This window comes from Chryseobacterium sp. 22543 (assembly GCF_052044565.1).
Classification (GTDB): domain Bacteria; phylum Bacteroidota; class Bacteroidia; order Flavobacteriales; family Weeksellaceae; genus Chryseobacterium.
In genome coordinates, this window is the sequence record NZ_JBQENH010000007.1 from 168,817 (window position 1) to 185,496 (window position 16,680).

Sequence of the window (16,680 nt, forward strand, 5' to 3'; positions counted from 1 at the left end):
GGAAGAACGCAAAGGCGCAAAGAAGATAAAAATTATGCTGCTTTTAAGACGCAAGAAAATCAAAGATTTTCAGCAAGGATAATTACTTATATTAATTATTCGCATTATTCAAAGCCATATTATTAGCGGTATTCAATTTTATCGAAGATAAAATCTTTGCGCCTTGACACATTCTTATAAAAACTTTAGCGCCTTTGCGTTTCCAACAAAATAAAAGAAATATTTAAAAAATAAAAATAGACAGACTGGTCTGTATATTGTTTTTTTTCATACATTTGTTCCAGAAAAGAAAAGCATATGAAATCCCCAAGAGAAAGAATTATAGAAACCACATTTCAATTGTTCGCAAGACAAGGCTATAATTCTACCGGAATCAATCAGATTATTTCAGAAGCAGAAGTTGCCAAGGCAAGCTTTTATCAGTATTTTAAATCCAAAGAAGACCTGTGTGTAGAATTTCTGAAGGTAAGACATGAATATTGGTTCAATGAACTCCATAACTTCTTAGCAAAAGAACAAGATTCAAAATCTAAAACTACCAAAGCTTTCGATTTTCTGGTCTATATGAATAAAAAGGAAAACTTTCGGGGATGCAGTTTCCTGAATATTTTATCAGAAATCCCAATGGATAATATTAAAATTCTGAGTGTCATTCAGTCCCATAAAGTTGATCTCAGAAACTATTTTTCAGAATTGATAGATGATGATGAACTATCCGACCATGTTTATATGCTTTTTGAGAGCAGTATTATAGAAAGCCAGCTTTTCAAATCCAATGAATTAATTGAAAAATCAAAAAAAATAGTCACCAATTTAATACAATAAATCATGGAACAAAAACACCCGCTTCCGCCTTTCACTCTTGAAACGGCATTGGAAAAAATTCAATTGGCTGAAGATGCCTGGAACAGTCAGAACCCTGAAAAAGTTTCCAAAGCATATACTATCAACAGCGAATGGAGAAACAGAGATACCTTTGTGAATGGTAGAGAAGAGATTGTAGCATTTCTTCAAAAGAAATGGGATAAAGAACTTCATTATAAGCTTAAAAAAGAATATTGGGCACACACGGATAATCGCATTGCGGTTCGCTTTGAATATGAATATCAGACCAAAGATGGAAACTGGTTCAGGGCGTATGGAAACGAGAACTGGGAGTTTGATGAAAATGGGCTGATGGCGAAAAGATATGCAAGTATCAATGATTTAGCTATCAACGAAGAAGATCGAAAGTTCAGATAAAATAATAAGAAATTATCTCAAAACTCAAATTATTTGGTTTTTGTCATTCTGACGAAGGAAGAATCTTAATGATAAACAATGATGTGAGATTCTTCACTACATTTCATTTCGTTCAGAATGACACTTCCAAGAAATGCTCTTTTTTAGATAAAATCTTTGTTTTGCATTCAAAAATTTATAACTCATCATTTATAATTCATCATTATTTTAACTGTTTTTCCCATGCAGCAGTTTGTTAATCTTTCTTCGCGTTTGCAAAGAAATTTTATAAGCCTCATCACGCAGTTTCTGTATTTTCCCTACGGGCTGGAAGAACATTTTACTTTCAAAAGGATTGAATGAAAGAAGCTCATTCGTGCAATTGCGTGAATCCAATAAGGAATCTTTGTTGATTCTGACTTCACCAATTTTAATAAATGGAGAATTTTTCCATTCAACATTCAGTTTGTTGACCGGTTGATCTTTTAAATCATAACAAATCTGTATCATAACATCTGCAGTGAAATCATGAGTTTGAAGATAGTTTGTCAAAGAATCTTTGATCTTCTGCTTCCTGCCTGTATTTTTATCAACAGATTGAGGACTTAACTTTATTTTAATGATCTGATCTCCCAGTCGGTAAGCTCCTACAGAATAATAATCAAAGGACAGGATAAAATCATTTCTTTTCCCAATAAGCATAAGCATATTACGAAGCATATCGCCTGTCAATAAAGAGGGTAGTGTTTTGATCAGCTGAACAAACATAGAAAATAAACTGCTCCATTGCTTCATATAAACCCGATTAATTGCTGTAAACAATTTCAGAAAAGTAGAAACAGAACTGACAGGGAACAAAGGAAAATTCACCAATGGATAATTGGCAAGTAATCCACTGTTCTCATCCTTGATTTGTACAGCAAAGCCATACGCCGGAATATCTTTTTTTGAATTCTTAATTTTCAACTGAGCATTGGAAAATCGTATAGTCAGATCGAATTTTTCCTTATCAAAAAAAGGATGCAGTGATTCCGGGATATCAGGTTCAATCCAGAACGTTCCCTTTGCTACGGCATATGTTTTAGCATGGGCGTTTCGGGTTGCATAATTGACGTCACTGATGGAAGAGGACTGCTCAACAAAATCAGCAATTGTTTTTTTATTGATTTCAAGAAGCTTTTTTTCCTCCTCATTCAGTTCATCAAACTTCTTATTATATTTTAATGGATTTGGCATTTAGTTTTTAAAATCCAATTATAACGCCAAGTTTCGAAATCTGTGTTAAGTAAGTATTACAATTATTTGAACTTTGTTGAAAAGATGCTTTTAAATAAAGAAATGTAAGGCAATATGATTGCTGAATTTCGATCAATATACTATTTAACTTGTTGATTATTAGTGTAAAATTGTTTTAAATAAGAATAAATTAAAACGTATTGTTTGATGTGGAAATACTCAGGATTTTTAATCTTCCATCCTCATGCTTCCCTCTTCCAAGCCTAAAAAAGCCTTATCTTTGTAAAAAATTATAATATGGGAGTAGCAGATATGTTATTTAAACGTAAAAAAGAATTGGCAGAAAAGAACCTGAAAGAGGGTAAAGAATATATGGAAGAGTATGGTAAGAGAGAAAGCGTTGTGCAATTACCAAGCGGCTTACAGTATGAGATCATTACAGAAGGAGACGGTCCAAAACCAGGTCCTAAATCTACTGTAAAATGTCACTATCACGGAACCACTATTTCCGGTAAAGTATTCGATAGCTCAGTAAAAAGAGGTACACCTGCATCTTTCCCTTTAAACAGAGTGATTTCAGGGTGGACAGAGGCACTTCAGCTGATGCCGGTTGGAAGCAAATGGAGATTGATCATTCCACCGCATTTAGCTTATGGAGATCAGGAGATCAGCAAAGAAATCGGACCAAACAGTACGCTTGTTTTTGAAGTTGAATTACTGGATATTAAATAATCCTTCTTAAAAATAAATTAAAAATTTACCTGATTTCAGGTAAATTTTTTTATTTGTGTTATATTCGTATAGATGAATTGTGAAAATGAAGAAATTTATTTTACAATACGTCAGGCAACACAAAAATATGACTGAATGAAAAAACTCTTCTACCTTATTGCTATGGTTAGCCTACTGGTGTCGTGTGTTTCCAAAAAGAACCAGGCAATCCAGCAGAATATTCTTACCCTTAAGGACAGCTACTGTAAGGCACCTTTTAAATACAATTACAATAATAAGCTTCCGTCTTATAATTCGGATTCTATTCTAACTGCCAATAAAGAACTCAGCGGAATGTTTACCGATCAGAGTGTGTTAATTTTAAATGCATTGGGAAACCTTGATGATGTACACAAAATCATCGAACTTAAAAAAGATTCTTCCCTCACCTCACAGGTGAAAATATTGCAGCTTAAAACCAAAATCAACAGCAGAATTACCATTGCTTTAACAGAGCTGGATGCTGTAGCTGCAGAATTTGACTGTGAAGGAGAAAGAGTGGCTCAGATTGGAAGCTATGTAGATAATCTGAATGCCTCCAGAAATAACAAACTGATTTTATATTCTATCATTGCCGGAGCAGCTTCATCCATTGCGGGTGGAATTGTAAAAAGTGACGGCTGGGATAATGCAATTGGTATCGGAGGAGGTATTTTAGGAGCAGGGTTTGGTTTGGCAACCCTTAATCCCAAGGGAAAAAAAGTAGAATTTATCCACCAGAGAAATCTTTTGAGGGATATCTGGAAAGAAAAACTGGAATCCCCAAACTTCCCACCTTTCATTTGGTATATGTATACTGAGAAAAAATTTTCCAACAAAGAAGAATACTCTATCATAGGAAATATGAAGTTGAGATGGCTTCATTATCAGTTTGATGATGTAAAAGAAGCTGCGGATAAGTCTGTGATCTTCAGCGATGGAGGATTTTACAGAGCAGATGATCTCAATAACCGTGCTGCCATGCTCAATCAGATGCAGTCAGCCACCCGTACCATCAATCAGAATATCAATTATCTACTGCTTGATTTGGATAAATTAATCCTTTAAGAAAAAATTAACTGTAATGAAATTTGTTACATTTGAAAAAATGTTTACCTTTGCAATGTAATTACAATGAACAATACAAGATTTGCTACGGCAATACATATCATGACATTATTGGCGAAGAGCCCTCAGGAGTGGCTTACTTCCGAGTGGATCGCCGGTAGTATCAATGTGAATCCGGTGATTATCCGAAAGGAGATCAGCGTATTAAGAGAAGCAGGTCTGATGATTAGCAGACAAGGGAAAGAAGGAGGAAGTCAGCTTGGCAAAAATGCGGAACTGATCACCATTTCGGAGATCTATAAAGCAGTAAAAAATACAGAAGTATTGGGTAAAAAAAATCAGAATCCTAATCCGGCCTGCAGTGTTGGAAAGGAAATTAACGTTCATTTAAATACATTATTTGAAGAAACAGATCATTTGGTAGTAAAGTTTTTAGGAGACAAGTCATTACAGGAATTCGCTGACCAGTTCGAGTAAAAATTTTTTAACCTTAAATGTAACAAAATTTATTACAATTTAATTTAAAAATAAACATTATGAAAAAAGTAGCAGTAATCGGTGCAACAGGATTTGTAGGTGCACACGTAGTAGCAGAATTAGCAGACAGAGGATATGCTGTAGAAGCATTGGTAAGAGATGCATCTAAGGTAAAATCACAGGCAAATGTAACAGCAAAAAGCGTTGATGTAAACAATGTAGATGACTTGGCTGAAGCACTAAAAGGAAGCGACGCTGTCATCAGTACTTTCAACGCAGGATGGACGAATCCTAATCTTTATAACGATTTTTTGAATGGTTCTGAGAATATTCAAAAAGCAGTAGAACAGTCCGGGGTAAAAAGACTTATCGTAGTAGGGGGAGCAGGTAGCCTTTATACTTCGGATAATATACAAATCGTAGACACACCTGATTTTCCGGATGCTTACAAGCCAGGTGCTACAGCAGCAAGAGATTATCTGAACAAAATCAAAGAAAACAACACGCTGGATTGGACATTCTTCAGCCCTGCAGTAGAAATGAACCCGGCAAATGTAGGAGAAAGAACAGGAAAATACAGAACATCATTAGAAACTCCGGTATTTGATGAAAACGGAAGAAGCCGTCTGTCTGTAGAAGATGTAGCCGTAGTTTTGGTAGATGAACTGGAACAGAACAACCATATCAGAGAACGTTTTACAGCTGCATATTAATACATAAAAGAACAGAAATGATACAAAAGAAATTATTGTCGATATTAACGCTATTGGGATTTATCAGCATATTTGCCGGAAACCTTAAAGTAAAAGTGTATAATCCGGGAACCAAAGCTATTTTCCCGATTACTTCCACCATTATTTATGGAGATAAAGATGCCATACTTGTTGATGCTCAATTTCAGAAGCAATATGCAGAGCAGCTTGTGAAAGAAATAAAAGCAACAGGAAAGAACCTGAAAACAGTTTTTATCTCTCACAGCGACCCTGATTTTTATTTCGGGTTGGATGTCATCAAAAAAGCTTTTCCTAATGCAAAGATTATCTCAACAGCTCAGACAGCCTATTTGATATCAGCTTCAAAAGATGATAAAATGGGAGTATGGAAACCACAGTTGAAAGCAGATGCTCCATCAGAAATTATTGTTCCTGAAGCAGCTGTTTCAATTCCTGATCTTGAAGGAAACAAAATTGAAATCAGACAAAACCCGGAAGATCCGGCACATAGTTTTCTTTGGATTCCTTCCATCAAAACCATTGCGGGTGGTATTTCGGTTTCCATAGGCTCACACCTTTGGATGGCAGATACACAAAATGTGAAAGCAATTGATCAATGGATAGGACAGATTGATGCAATGAAAGCATTGAAGCCGGAGCAGGTTGTTCCTTCTCATTTTGCAGAACTTTCTACCACTCCAAAATCTCTTGATTTTGTGAAAAGCTATTTGGAAAACTATAAACAAGCAGTCACTGAAAACAAAACATCTTCTGCTGTTGTAGATTTTATGGTTAAAAAATATCCTGATCTTCATGGAAAAGATGAGCTGGGAATGGGAGCAAAAGTTTTTTTTGGCGAAATGGCTTGGGATCTGAAATTACCTTATCCGGCAATCAGGAATAAAGTGGAAGTTGATTTTGGAGCGGTGAAATTCCTTCTTGATTTTAAAGATAACAAAACAATGACGTTTACAGGAACAGCCGGAAGTTCAAAAAACAGTACAGATACTGTAGAATATACGGCTGTAGAAGTAGCGAAGAATGTTTTTATGGTGTATTGGCATGAGCCACATCTTGGCTTCAACGTAACCCATATTCAGGATTATAATCAAAATATAGTGTATTCAAATATTGCAGGTCCTGATGGTACATTTACCCATCCGAAAGGAACGCTTAAGATTTTGAAGTAATGATAAGAATCAAAAGTACATGTAAATTTTACATGTACTTTTTGTTATATTTGATTAGCAGAAAACCTTCTTTAAAAAGAGAAGAGAATCTGTAATTTATTTTTAAAATCAAATAATAACCAATGAAATTAATTAAAATTCTGCCTTTTCTGTTATTGCTGTTTTTATTCAGCTGTGGTAAACTGGCGACAACCTCCTAAGATAAAAAATCTGTTAATGAAGTTCTTAAGTTTTACGGAGGCTATGTTGAAACGATGAAAGGAGTACAAACACTGAATGGAAAATCCGGTGATTTTTTTGAAGTGGAGATTAAAGACAGTAAACTGATCAATAGCCAGCCTCAAAGAGCTGTATCCAATGCTGCCAATATTGCATTTATAGTTTTTCAGAATCAAAAGCCTAGAGAATATGATGTCATCAAAACAAAATTACTTTTATCAGACGGAGCCAGTTTTACAAAATCATTCACTCGAAAAGAACTGCAGGAAGTAAAAGATATATACCCGGAAATTGATAAGATCAATTCATTTTTGATTAATAAAGATGATAAAGGAATTCTTGAAATGTTTGAGCCAAAATTTAAGCCTAAAAAAGAAGTAGTCAAAGAAACAATTTCAAGAATGGATTCTGAATTAGGCCCGATTACAGAAATACAGTTTCAGGGATTTGAATTTCTGGATAATCCCAATCTGGGACAGATGATCTTAATAAGAGAAGTAAGCAAAAGAGATAAGGTTTTCCCGTTTATCAATGTAGCATTTGACAGAAAGACTAAAAAAATGCTGAACATTGAATTTCCATAAAGAATAAAATACGCATAACGTATCCGGAACCTGGGTAATATCAAAATAAAAAAGGCTGTTCATACTGAGCAGCCTTTCTTTTTATAGATTCATAAACAATTTCGGATTAATCGGAGTATTGTTTTTGTGGACTTCATAATGAAGATGAGGACCTGTAGAACGTCCTGAATTTCCGGATTTAGCAATTACCTGACCTACCTTTACTTTATCATTTACTTTAGATACAAGCTGTGATAAGTGTCCGTAGAGTGTAGCCAATCCATTTCCGTGAGAAACAATCACACAGTTTCCATAGCCCCCTCTCTGTCCGGAAAAAATAATTGTTCCGGCAGCGGCAGCTCTTACATCAGAACCATAGGCAACGGCAATGTCCAGTCCTTTGTGGAACTGCATCTGGTCAGCTTCTGCAGGCGGGTTGTTTTTTTCAGCAGCAGTTTTAGTTGTTGTAGTTCCTGCCACAGCTTTTGTTGTAGAAGGAGCTGATGCTGACGCTACAGGAGCTGCTTTTGGAGTAACCATTACTTTTACTTCCCTTTTATTTCCATAGCTGTCTGTAAGTTCTATAATTTTCTCAACAGGTTCAGCTTTTACTTCAGGCTTTGGAGCTGCAGCTACTGCCGGTTTTGCTTCCGTTGCAACACTTGTTTTTACCGACGCAAAAACAGTTTTGAATGGAATCGGATTTTTTCTCACTCCAAAATTAGAGGAAATATACCCGTCTGTAGGCATACCCAACGGAACCTGCATCAGCTTTTTCTGAAGATCCATCAGATATTGGCTGTATCGGTTTGCCTGTTTGGAAAGATAAATAGAATTTGAAATACTGTCCTGGTTGAGCATCATCAGTTTTTCGTTGGTAATGTCTTTGGACTTCAGGAAAGAGTTGAGTTGAGCCACTGTCTGATCTACGAGCGTAAGATCAGTTTTCATTTTTAGATAATCTACACTGTCTTTTTCAGTGTTTATTTTTACAAGATTGACTTCGTAGGTTTTGTTGTCTCTTTCAGAAAAGAGCTTCGCAATGAAGACACCTTGTGCAAAAACTACTAGTAAAAGTCCTCCCAGGAGAATGTTTACGTTCTTCTTGCTGCTTAGAAATTTTTTCATATTTCTTCTCTTAATAAATTTAAAACGGTTTTGAAGCTGCAAATTTAATTAAAAATAAGCTTTGTGGGTTATTTTTAATTAAAATTCAGTTTTTTCTGTATTTAACGGTTAATTAGCTGTTTAATTGTGTTGAAGTGTTAATTTTTTCAGAAAATGGCGTTTATCATAGTTTCAAAGCCTTTGTTACGTCTTTGTTTTAATATCTTTGCAGTTCACATTCCAATTATGGCTAAAAAGAAAATTATTTCAGAATCTTCGAATCCAAAAAAGAATAAAAAGGATATTTCTGTAGGAGTTGTAGGGAGCGGAAGTTTTGCAACCGCTATCGTAAAAATGCTTGTTGAAAACTGTAAGGTTGTACACTGGTGTGTAAGAAGTGAATTTGTAAAAGGAGCCATTGAGCTTCGCGGACATAACCCGACTTATCTTACAGCTGCCCACTTTAATCTGAAAAGCTTAAAATTAACAACAGATATCAATGAACTGGTTTCTGCCTGTGACGTTATTGTTCTGGCAACTCCGTCCATCTACCTGTCTGATACACTGGATAAGATGACGTGTGATTATTCAGATAAGATCTTTATCTCTGCAATTAAAGGGATTATTCCTAAAGTAAATGATGTGGTAGCGCATTATCTGCGTGATGAATTTAAAATCGGGTTCAGAAATCAGGCGGTTATTGCAGGGCCATGTCATGCAGAAGAGGTAGCGATGGAAAGGCTTTCTTACCTTACCATTGCGACAGTAGAAGATGAAACGGCTGAAAAACTTGAAGGTATTTTCAGTTCAGATTTTATCAAAGTACAAACAAGTAAAGATATTTTAGGAAATGAATACAGTGCGATTCTTAAAAATATTTTTGCAATCGGAGCAGGAATCGCAAGTGGTTTAGGATATGGAGATAACTTCACGGCTGTTTTTGTTTCAAATGCAATCCGTGAAATGGAAACATTCCTGGAAGCCATCTATGAAGCACCAAGAGATGTGAATGAAAGTGCTTATCTGGGTGACCTTCTGGTGACTGCTTATTCACTTTTCTCAAGAAACAGAAACCTGGGGAATCTTATCGGAAAAGGATATACCGTGAGATCTGCCATTCAGTCTATGAATATGGTGGCGGAAGGATACTATGCAGCAGATTCTATTTATAAAACAGCAAAACAGAAAAATCTTAAACTTCCAATTATAGATACTGTTTACGCTATTCTTTATGAAGGTAAAAATGCTGAAAAACAGTTTAAAAAACTGACTGCAAAATTGAATTAAAATAACAAGGCTTTATTGATAAAACCTTGTTTGTAACATTAGATTAATCAAAACTTAAGTATTTCAATGCTTAAGTTTTTTTGTTCATTTTGATGATCCAAGAGATTATAATGATCTGATATTATCAATCATTTCAATGATGTTTTATTGAAATTTTCCATAGCTTTTTGTTGCGTACTCAAGAAGTGTTTTTGCTGTAAAAAATAACGTGTTAAAATCGTTAAACGCGGTCCAGTTTTTAAAACTTTTCACGAAATTTGAAGTAAAATTTTAAATTATGTCACAATCGCTTACAAGCAGAACACCGAAACCTAAATATGACGTTGTACTGATAGGCGGCGGAATCATGAGCGCCACTTTAGCAACGCTGCTTCATGAATTTGATCCAAATCTTGAAATTGCAATCTTTGAAAGACTCGGAAGATTTGCCAAAGAAAGTACAGCAGCATGGAACAACGCCGGAACAGGGCACTCCGCATTTTGTGAGCTAAATTATACCCCTGAAAAACCAGACGGGTCTATTGATATCTCCAAAGCAGAGAGCATTGCAGAACAGTTTGAAATTTCAAAACAATTCTGGGCCTATCTGCTCACCAAAGGCTATATTCATGAGCCCAAAGAATTTATCAATTCCTGCCCGCATATGAGTCTGGTATTCGGAGAAAAAGATGCTGAATATCTTAAAAAACGCCACGATAAAATGGCCGAATCTGTTCTTTTCTCAGGAATGGAATTTTCTAAAGATCATGAGAAACTGAGAGAGTGGATTCCTTTGGTAATGAGCAAAAGAAATCAGTCTGAAGTAATGGCTGCAACGAAGATGGATATGGGGACGGATGTGAACTTCGGAACACTGACAAGAAAAATGGGAAGACATCTTCTGGAAGATTCCAATGTTGAGGTTTTCTTATACCACGAAGTGAAAGATATTGATGCAAGAGAAGACGGAAAGTGGGAAATGAAGGTGAAAGACAGAATCAACAGCCACAAACAGGAAGTGGTGGCAGACTTTGTTTTCATTGGTGCCGGAGGGTATGCACTTCCGTTATTAGACAGTTCAGATATTAAAGAAAGTGAAGGTTACGGAGGTTTCCCGGTTTCCGGACAGTGGTTGGTAAGCCATAACCAGGAATTGGTGGAAAAGCACCAGGCTAAAGTATATACTCAGGCTACAGTAGATGCTCCTCCAATGTCTGTTCCACACCTTGATCTTAGAATTATTGATGGTAAGAAAGCTCTTCTTTTCGGACCTTTTGCAGGGTTCTCCACCAAATTCCTGAGAGAAGGAAGCTATCTTGACCTTCCTGAAAGTGTAAACACCAAAAATCTGAAATCCCTTTTTGGAGCATGGTGGCATAATATTCCTCTGACGAAATACCTGATCCAGCAAGTTGCAATGACGAAATCTCAAAGAATGCAGCATTTAAGAGAATTCGTTAAGGATGCCAAAGAAGATGACTGGGAATTGAAAGTAGCAGGTCAGAGAGTTCAGGTCATCAAAAAAGATGAAAAAGAAGGGGGGAAACTGGAATTCGGAACTGAAGTAGTTGTGAATAAGAGCGGGACCATTGCTTCTCTGCTGGGAGCTTCACCAGGTGCGTCTACAGCAGTATATGCCATGTTGAATGTACTGGAAAAATGTTTCCCGGAAAAATTACATGGCGAATGGAAAGGAAAACTGCTTGAAATGGTTCCTTCTTATGGACAAAAACTGGCTGAAAATCCTGACCTGACCAATGAGGTGAGAAATTATACAAAAGAAAAATTAGAATTAGAATATTAACATCAGTAATGAACAATGGGAGTAGACACTGCTACCCATTGTTCATCACTCATTATTTATAAAAGGTGGAAGAAGTAATTGTAAAACCTGTTATTGCAAAGGAAATCCTGGAATCTCTTAAGGCAAAAACGGAAGAGGAAAAACAGGTGATCGTACATTGTTGTTTTCCGGCGTCACCGTTTTTAGGAAACCTGATCAGAATCTGGCACTCGACCTATCTTTTTGACAACCAGTCTGAGCATAGAAGCAAATTGATTCATGCGGAAAATATTTCAATTTCTCCCTATTGGACAGCGGTTCCTTTTATGAAAGATTTTTGGTTTACGTTGATCTTTTCCGGGCTTCCGAAAGATTGTAAAAGTTTTGATTTAAAAGAAGTAATTCCTGAAGAAGGCGGCTTTTTTGTAGAATCAATCAAAAGAAATTCTTCCGATGTGTATCGGGTAAAAATCTCAGAATCCTAATAAAGATGAAAATAAGGGAAGAAAAACTGAAACAGATTATTCATTGGGCTGAAAACAATCCCGATATCCGTGCTGTTCTTCTGACCAGTTCATTGGTAAACCCTTATGCTCCCGTAGATGATTTAAGTGATCTGGATGTAGAACTTGTTTTTGAAAACAGGGCATCTTATGAATCAGGAAATGAATGGATCAGGCTTTTTGGTGAACCTATTTCTATGATTGAAGAAGCTGACAGTGTTTTTGAGGGAAAACATGCCATGAAAATGGTTTTGTATAAAGACCATGTGAAGGTTGATTTTAAGCTGTATCAGGTGTCAGAATTTAGTAAAGAAATCAATGAAGAAAATCTTCCCGAAGATTGGGATGTAGGGTATAAAGTTTTACTGGATAAAGATAATCTGACTAAAAACCTGAAACCTCCAACCTATCAGTCTGTCATGATCCATAAGCCTACGGAAAAAGAATTTCAACAGCTGTTCAATGATTTTTGGTGGGATACAACGTATGTGGCAAAATGCCTTAAACGCGGTGATATTTTTTATGCCAAATTTATGTCTGAAAATGTCCTGCGTACTGATTATCTTGTTCCTTTGATTGAATGGTATATTGCCGCGAATCATAACTGGAATAATATTACGACCAATAAGCATGGAAGACTTTTCAAACAATATTTATCCCCGGAATTATGGAATAAAGTGGAAGCTACATTCTCAGGAAATGATATTGAAGAAAACTGGAAAGCTTTGCTTGCCTGTGCCGATCTGGTACATGAACTGGGAACTTCTCTGGCAGGAAAACTTCATTTTATCTATCCGGTAAAACTGGAAGATGATATCCGCAATTATCTTACAGAAATACAATCAATGCCCTGATTTCAGGCAAATTCATTTTGTTTGATGAGGTTTTCAATACAGTATTCTGCAATGGCAGTAATGGTTACAAACGGATTGACACCAATGGTTCCGGGAATTAGTGATCCATCCAGAACATACAGGTTTTCATGATTTTTTAATTTTCCAAATTCGTTGGTAGCTTCACCCAAAACACATCCTCCAAGCGGATGATAACAGATATCAGCTCCAAAACCATTATTGAAAAGCAGGTGGCTTCTCGTTCCGCCATTGGCTTTATTTATTTTCCGGATAAAATATTGGGCATTTTCTTTCATTTTGACGGTATTGCTTTCGTCCCAGTTCAAAGTCAGGGATTGGCTGGCTTTATTGTATGCAACTTCTCCTTTTTTATCGACTCTGTTGATGAGCAGATATAAAGCGGTAGCAACATCCATTCCCATCGGTAAGGGGGCAATTTCTGTGAAAAACGGATGTTCCGGATCTTCCCAGTTGTCAATTCCGCCTACCGGAATAGTAGATTGCTTGGCTCCTGTACCGCCAGACAAAGGTTGTACCCAGTTTCTTCCGGTCATAAAATTCCCATTGTTTCCCCATTTTTTTCCGATCTTTTCATGGAGGGGGAAATTATTTTCTGCATGAGATTGTAACAGAAGCTGTAAAGTTCCCATTGTTCCTGCAGAAAGAATCAGCTTTTTACAGTGGAAAACTTTGTCAGCAGCCAGGATACCTGATGTATCAATCTGGCGGACATTTAATGTATAGCTTTTATCATCATTAAGTTGTATCGTTTGGACATGATGAAGGTCGAGGATTTCCAAATTGCCGGTTTCCAGTGCTTTTCTGAGATAGGTTTTATCCAAACTATTTTTCCCATAATTGTTGCCATAGATCACTTCGGTATTAAGAGCAGAACGGGGGACTTCATTCCGGAACTCTTTTTCCATATACTTAAAATCATACACATTCGGAACTCTCATGGTTTTAAAACCTGCTTTATGAGCCTCTTCTTCACCTACCCGCGTGAATTTATAATATGGGCAGTCTTTCAGAAACTGTTCATCAATCACATTTACTTTGAGTTCTTCCCGTACCAGAGGAAAATAATGATTGTAAAACCTTTCAGGATCAAGATCAGGAAAAACTTCTTTGAAATAACTTTCTTTGGGAGTAACAGCCATTCCGCCATTCACCAGAGAACCTCCGCCAACGCCTCTTCCTACCCAGATATTGATATGTTCAAAATCCAGACGGTCCAATATCCCGGTAAAAGGAGTCAGAGAAAAAATATTCATGAAAGGGGCAATGCTTTTCTTTTTCAGCCAGGCCGAACTTTTCCCAGGTTTCAGCAGATTGGAAAACGGAATTCCTGCTTTCTCCCAGTTAAGACCCATTTCAAGCATCACTACTTTTTTCCCGGCTTCACAAAGACGTAATGCAGATACAGCTCCTCCGTACCCGCTGCCAATGATCACAATAGGAACATCAGTATTTTCTTTTATCTGGCTGTTTTTTCTTTCCGCGGCCCGGAACAATTCAGATTGAAGAAAATAGAAACCTGATATAGCCAATGCACTGGTCCTGATGAAATTTTTTCTGTCCATGAGCTTTGCTTTCCAAAAAGTATGCTAGATCAGCTGGTGCTTATTTTATTTAAAACAGATTATGTTTTTTTATCAGAATTTTAACTTTTGTTGTTCCGAAAATTCATAGTTTTGGTTATAATTTTACATACATGAAAAAATATATAGTACTCTTTTTACTCCTTCCATTATGGGCTTTTTCTCAGAAAACAGTTTCAAAGGAAGAGAAAGATGTTCAGAAATTTCAGAAAGAACTCAATGCTGAATATCTGAATCCGAAAGAGACTCCATTAAGGGGAGATAACTTTAAAAACTTTAAAGGTCACCCTTTCTTTCCTTTTGATGCTAAATACAGAGTAACCGCAAAATTTGTTAAATCAAAAGATACTAAACCCTTTGAACTTCCTACTTCTTCAGGAAAAACAAAGACGTATCAGGAATATGGAAAAGCTACATTTATGCTGGATGATAAACCCTATACGGTTACCTTATATCAAAGCCTGGCTTTAATCAAGCAAGATAAATATAAAGACTATCTTTTTCTTCCGTTTCGTGATGCTACCAATGAAAAAGAAACCTATGGAGGAGGAAAATATATGGATTTAAAGATACCGAAACGAAATACGATTGTGCTTGATTTCAATCAGTCCTATCATCCTTTTTGTGCCTATAATGCTTACGATTACAATTGCCCTGTTGTTCCTGAGGAGAATAAACTTCCTGTGGAAATCCGTGCGGGAGTAATGTATGAAGATATTTACCATCATTAAGACTATGATACATTTAGAATTCTTTAAACCAGAAGATCTTTCCGGAGTCAGTTATGCTTTGGATGAAAACCAGATGCAATTTACTGCGACAGCTCAACAGGCTTTGCAAAGTATCAACGAACGGGATGATGACGACGCATTTCCGATAACGATATTTGAAAATGAGCTGCCTGTCGGGTTTTTTGTACTTGATTTCGGGAAAGATAAATTTGAACTTACCGATGATAAAACATCAGTTTTACTGCGTTCTTTATCTGTAAATTCTCAGATGCAGGGGAAAGGAATAGGAAAAATGGCTATGCTGGAAGTAGGAAATTTTGTAAAAACCCACTTTGGAGATTGTAACGAAATTGTACTGGCAGTAAATCAGAAAAATGATTCCGCATACCATATTTATCTTCAGTCAGGATATATTTTTGACGGTAAAACCAGAATAGGAAGAAGCGGTCCTCAATATCTGATGTACAAAAAACTTTAATAAAATTTTAAAATCATAATTTTTTATCTGCTGATATCTTTCCATAACTTTGAGTAACATCAAATTACAAAACATGGAAATATCACTTCAAAATCAGGTAGCTGTGGTTACAGGTGCCTCCAGCGGAATAGGTTCAGGAATTGCAAAATCATTAGCTGCAGCAGGAGCGACAATCATTGTCAACCATTCTTCGGAAAGGTCTGCAGAAGAAGCCAAAGCTGTTTTGAAAGAAATCACTGATGCCGGAGGAAAAGGAGTAACCTATGCATGTGATGTATCCAAAGAAGATCAGGTGGTCAAAATGTTTCAGGATGTTGTTTCTGAATTTCAAACTGTAGATATTCTGGTGAATAATGCGGGTATTCAAAAAGATGCGAAATTCACCGAAATGACCATCGATCAGTGGAATGCTGTCATAGGGGTCAATCTTACGGGACAGTTTCTATGTGCCAGAGAAGCCATTAAAGAGTTTCTAAGGCGGGGAATAGACCCTTCACGTTCCATTGCATGTGGGAAGATTATTCATATCAGTTCTGTACACGAAATTATTCCGTGGGCCGGACATGCCAACTACGCATCAAGCAAAGGAGCCATCAGAATGTTGATGCAAACTCTTGCTCAGGAATATGGTGCAGATAAAATCAGGGTCAATTCTATTTGCCCGGGAGCTATTCAGACTCCTATTAATCAAAATGCCTGGAATACTCCTGAAGCACTGAATTCTCTTCTTACCCTTATTCCTTATAATAGAATCGGACAGCCTCAGGATATTGGAAATTTAGCCGCTTTTCTGGCCAGTGATCTTGCTGATTATATTACCGGAACCAGCATCTTCGTTGATGGTGGAATGACTACGTTTGAGAGTTTTTCTACAGGAGGTTAAGAAGTTCAAGGTTTAAAGTTTATAGTTTTGAGGTTGT

General features: G+C 36.5%; 18 protein-coding genes. 15 read left to right on the plus strand and 3 right to left on the minus strand.

Features of this window, described 5'->3' with window-relative positions:
- Positions 1-297: 297 nt before the first annotated feature.
- Both ACTJIP_RS20825 and ACTJIP_RS20830 read left to right on the plus strand, forming a co-directional pair.
- A complete protein-coding gene (locus tag ACTJIP_RS20825; RefSeq protein WP_219072239.1) occupies positions 298-825 on the plus strand; it encodes a TetR/AcrR family transcriptional regulator in 528 nt (175 codons plus the stop codon).
- 3 nt (positions 826-828) lie between these two features.
- Complete coding sequence (locus ACTJIP_RS20830; protein WP_077413941.1) at positions 829-1,242, plus strand: nuclear transport factor 2 family protein; 414 nt, start codon at positions 829-831, stop codon at positions 1,240-1,242.
- 207 nt (positions 1,243-1,449) lie between these two features.
- Here ACTJIP_RS20830 and ACTJIP_RS20835 read toward each other — a convergent pair whose 3' ends face one another.
- Entirely contained in the window at positions 1,450-2,457 is a 1,008-nt protein-coding gene (locus ACTJIP_RS20835) for a catalase (protein WP_180565189.1), read from the minus strand.
- 297 nt (positions 2,458-2,754) lie between these two features.
- On the opposite strand from ACTJIP_RS20835, the gene ACTJIP_RS20840 reads away from it, so the two are divergent.
- From ACTJIP_RS20840 to ACTJIP_RS20865, 6 genes are all read left to right on the plus strand, one after another.
- Positions 2,755-3,189 (plus strand): FKBP-type peptidyl-prolyl cis-trans isomerase, encoded by a 435-nt coding sequence (locus tag ACTJIP_RS20840; RefSeq protein ID WP_077413943.1) that lies wholly within the window; start codon positions 2,755-2,757, stop codon positions 3,187-3,189.
- 135 nt (positions 3,190-3,324) lie between these two features.
- The gene (locus ACTJIP_RS20845; protein ID WP_426480734.1) at positions 3,325-4,275 is read left to right on the plus strand and encodes a hypothetical protein; all 951 of its coding nucleotides are present in this window, start codon (positions 3,325-3,327) and stop codon (positions 4,273-4,275) included.
- Positions 4,276-4,341: 66 nt separating this feature from the next.
- A complete protein-coding gene (locus ACTJIP_RS20850; RefSeq protein ID WP_077413945.1) occupies positions 4,342-4,752 on the plus strand; it encodes an Rrf2 family transcriptional regulator in 411 nt (136 codons plus the stop codon).
- Between the two features lie 59 nt (positions 4,753-4,811).
- Positions 4,812-5,465 (plus strand): NAD(P)-dependent oxidoreductase, encoded by a 654-nt coding sequence (locus tag ACTJIP_RS20855; protein ID WP_077413946.1) that lies wholly within the window; start codon positions 4,812-4,814, stop codon positions 5,463-5,465.
- A 17-nt stretch (positions 5,466-5,482) separates the two neighbouring features.
- On the plus strand, positions 5,483-6,655 hold the full coding sequence (locus ACTJIP_RS20860; protein WP_077413947.1) for an MBL fold metallo-hydrolase: 1,173 nt from the start codon (positions 5,483-5,485) through the stop codon (positions 6,653-6,655).
- 254 nt (positions 6,656-6,909) lie between these two features.
- A complete protein-coding gene (locus tag ACTJIP_RS20865) occupies positions 6,910-7,458 on the plus strand; it encodes a hypothetical protein (protein WP_228408631.1) in 549 nt (182 codons plus the stop codon).
- An 81-nt stretch (positions 7,459-7,539) separates the two neighbouring features.
- On the opposite strand, the gene ACTJIP_RS20870 is transcribed toward ACTJIP_RS20865, so the two are convergent.
- Positions 7,540-8,565 carry a M23 family metallopeptidase gene (locus ACTJIP_RS20870; RefSeq protein WP_440705044.1) on the minus strand — a complete coding sequence of 342 codons (1,026 nt, stop codon included), beginning with the start codon at positions 8,563-8,565 and terminating at the stop codon, positions 7,540-7,542.
- 225 nt (positions 8,566-8,790) lie between these two features.
- Between ACTJIP_RS20870 and ACTJIP_RS20875 the strand changes: the two genes are divergently transcribed.
- From ACTJIP_RS20875 to ACTJIP_RS20890, 4 genes are all read left to right on the plus strand, one after another.
- Positions 8,791-9,831: an NAD(P)H-dependent glycerol-3-phosphate dehydrogenase gene (locus ACTJIP_RS20875; protein WP_180565195.1), complete on the plus strand. Its 1,041-nt coding sequence runs from the start codon at positions 8,791-8,793 to the stop codon at positions 9,829-9,831.
- A 277-nt stretch (positions 9,832-10,108) separates the two neighbouring features.
- Positions 10,109-11,614 carry a malate dehydrogenase (quinone) gene (mqo, locus tag ACTJIP_RS20880; RefSeq protein ID WP_077413949.1) on the plus strand — a complete coding sequence of 502 codons (1,506 nt, stop codon included), beginning with the start codon at positions 10,109-10,111 and terminating at the stop codon, positions 11,612-11,614.
- Positions 11,615-11,679: 65 nt separating this feature from the next.
- Positions 11,680-12,078 carry a hypothetical protein gene (locus ACTJIP_RS20885; RefSeq protein WP_047382319.1) on the plus strand — a complete coding sequence of 133 codons (399 nt, stop codon included), beginning with the start codon at positions 11,680-11,682 and terminating at the stop codon, positions 12,076-12,078.
- A gap of 5 nt (positions 12,079-12,083) precedes the next feature.
- On the plus strand, positions 12,084-12,950 hold the full coding sequence (locus tag ACTJIP_RS20890) for an AadS family aminoglycoside 6-adenylyltransferase (RefSeq protein ID WP_077413950.1): 867 nt from the start codon (positions 12,084-12,086) through the stop codon (positions 12,948-12,950).
- Between the two features lie 2 nt (positions 12,951-12,952).
- On the opposite strand, the gene ACTJIP_RS20895 is transcribed toward ACTJIP_RS20890, so the two are convergent.
- Positions 12,953-14,533, minus strand: a complete 1,581-nt coding sequence (locus tag ACTJIP_RS20895) for a GMC family oxidoreductase N-terminal domain-containing protein (protein ID WP_440705045.1) — start codon at positions 14,531-14,533, stop codon at positions 12,953-12,955.
- A gap of 131 nt (positions 14,534-14,664) precedes the next feature.
- On the opposite strand from ACTJIP_RS20895, the gene ACTJIP_RS20900 reads away from it, so the two are divergent.
- The 3 genes from ACTJIP_RS20900 (at position 14,665) to ACTJIP_RS20910 (ending at position 16,643) form a co-directional block, all read left to right on the plus strand.
- Positions 14,665-15,282, plus strand: a complete 618-nt coding sequence (locus ACTJIP_RS20900; RefSeq protein ID WP_077413952.1) for a DUF1684 domain-containing protein — start codon at positions 14,665-14,667, stop codon at positions 15,280-15,282.
- A gap of 4 nt (positions 15,283-15,286) precedes the next feature.
- Positions 15,287-15,760 carry a GNAT family N-acetyltransferase gene (locus tag ACTJIP_RS20905; protein ID WP_228408633.1) on the plus strand — a complete coding sequence of 158 codons (474 nt, stop codon included), beginning with the start codon at positions 15,287-15,289 and terminating at the stop codon, positions 15,758-15,760.
- A 73-nt stretch (positions 15,761-15,833) separates the two neighbouring features.
- Positions 15,834-16,643, plus strand: a complete 810-nt coding sequence (locus ACTJIP_RS20910; RefSeq protein WP_440705046.1) for a glucose 1-dehydrogenase — start codon at positions 15,834-15,836, stop codon at positions 16,641-16,643.
- The last annotated feature ends 37 nt before the right edge of the window (positions 16,644-16,680 follow it).

Coding starts and splice junctions, on each gene's coding strand:
- ACTJIP_RS20825 (WP_219072239.1), top strand. CDS start 298: ATGAAATCCCCAAGAGAAAGAATTATAGAAACCACATTTCAATTGTTC.
- ACTJIP_RS20830 (WP_077413941.1), top strand. CDS start 829: ATGGAACAAAAACACCCGCTTCCGCCTTTCACTCTTGAAACGGCATTG.
- ACTJIP_RS20835 (WP_180565189.1), bottom strand. CDS start 2,457: ATGCCAAATCCATTAAAATATAATAAGAAGTTTGATGAACTGAATGAG.
- ACTJIP_RS20840 (WP_077413943.1), top strand. CDS start 2,755: ATGGGAGTAGCAGATATGTTATTTAAACGTAAAAAAGAATTGGCAGAA.
- ACTJIP_RS20845 (WP_426480734.1), top strand. CDS start 3,325: ATGAAAAAACTCTTCTACCTTATTGCTATGGTTAGCCTACTGGTGTCG.
- ACTJIP_RS20850 (WP_077413945.1), top strand. CDS start 4,342: ATGAACAATACAAGATTTGCTACGGCAATACATATCATGACATTATTG.
- ACTJIP_RS20855 (WP_077413946.1), top strand. CDS start 4,812: ATGAAAAAAGTAGCAGTAATCGGTGCAACAGGATTTGTAGGTGCACAC.
- ACTJIP_RS20860 (WP_077413947.1), top strand. CDS start 5,483: ATGATACAAAAGAAATTATTGTCGATATTAACGCTATTGGGATTTATC.
- ACTJIP_RS20865 (WP_228408631.1), top strand. CDS start 6,910: ATGAAAGGAGTACAAACACTGAATGGAAAATCCGGTGATTTTTTTGAA.
- ACTJIP_RS20870 (WP_440705044.1), bottom strand. CDS start 8,565: ATGAAAAAATTTCTAAGCAGCAAGAAGAACGTAAACATTCTCCTGGGA.
- ACTJIP_RS20875 (WP_180565195.1), top strand. CDS start 8,791: ATGGCTAAAAAGAAAATTATTTCAGAATCTTCGAATCCAAAAAAGAAT.
- mqo (WP_077413949.1), top strand. CDS start 10,109: ATGTCACAATCGCTTACAAGCAGAACACCGAAACCTAAATATGACGTT.
- ACTJIP_RS20890 (WP_077413950.1), top strand. CDS start 12,084: ATGAAAATAAGGGAAGAAAAACTGAAACAGATTATTCATTGGGCTGAA.
- ACTJIP_RS20895 (WP_440705045.1), bottom strand. CDS start 14,533: ATGGACAGAAAAAATTTCATCAGGACCAGTGCATTGGCTATATCAGGT.
- ACTJIP_RS20900 (WP_077413952.1), top strand. CDS start 14,665: ATGAAAAAATATATAGTACTCTTTTTACTCCTTCCATTATGGGCTTTT.
- ACTJIP_RS20905 (WP_228408633.1), top strand. CDS start 15,287: ATGATACATTTAGAATTCTTTAAACCAGAAGATCTTTCCGGAGTCAGT.
- ACTJIP_RS20910 (WP_440705046.1), top strand. CDS start 15,834: ATGGAAATATCACTTCAAAATCAGGTAGCTGTGGTTACAGGTGCCTCC.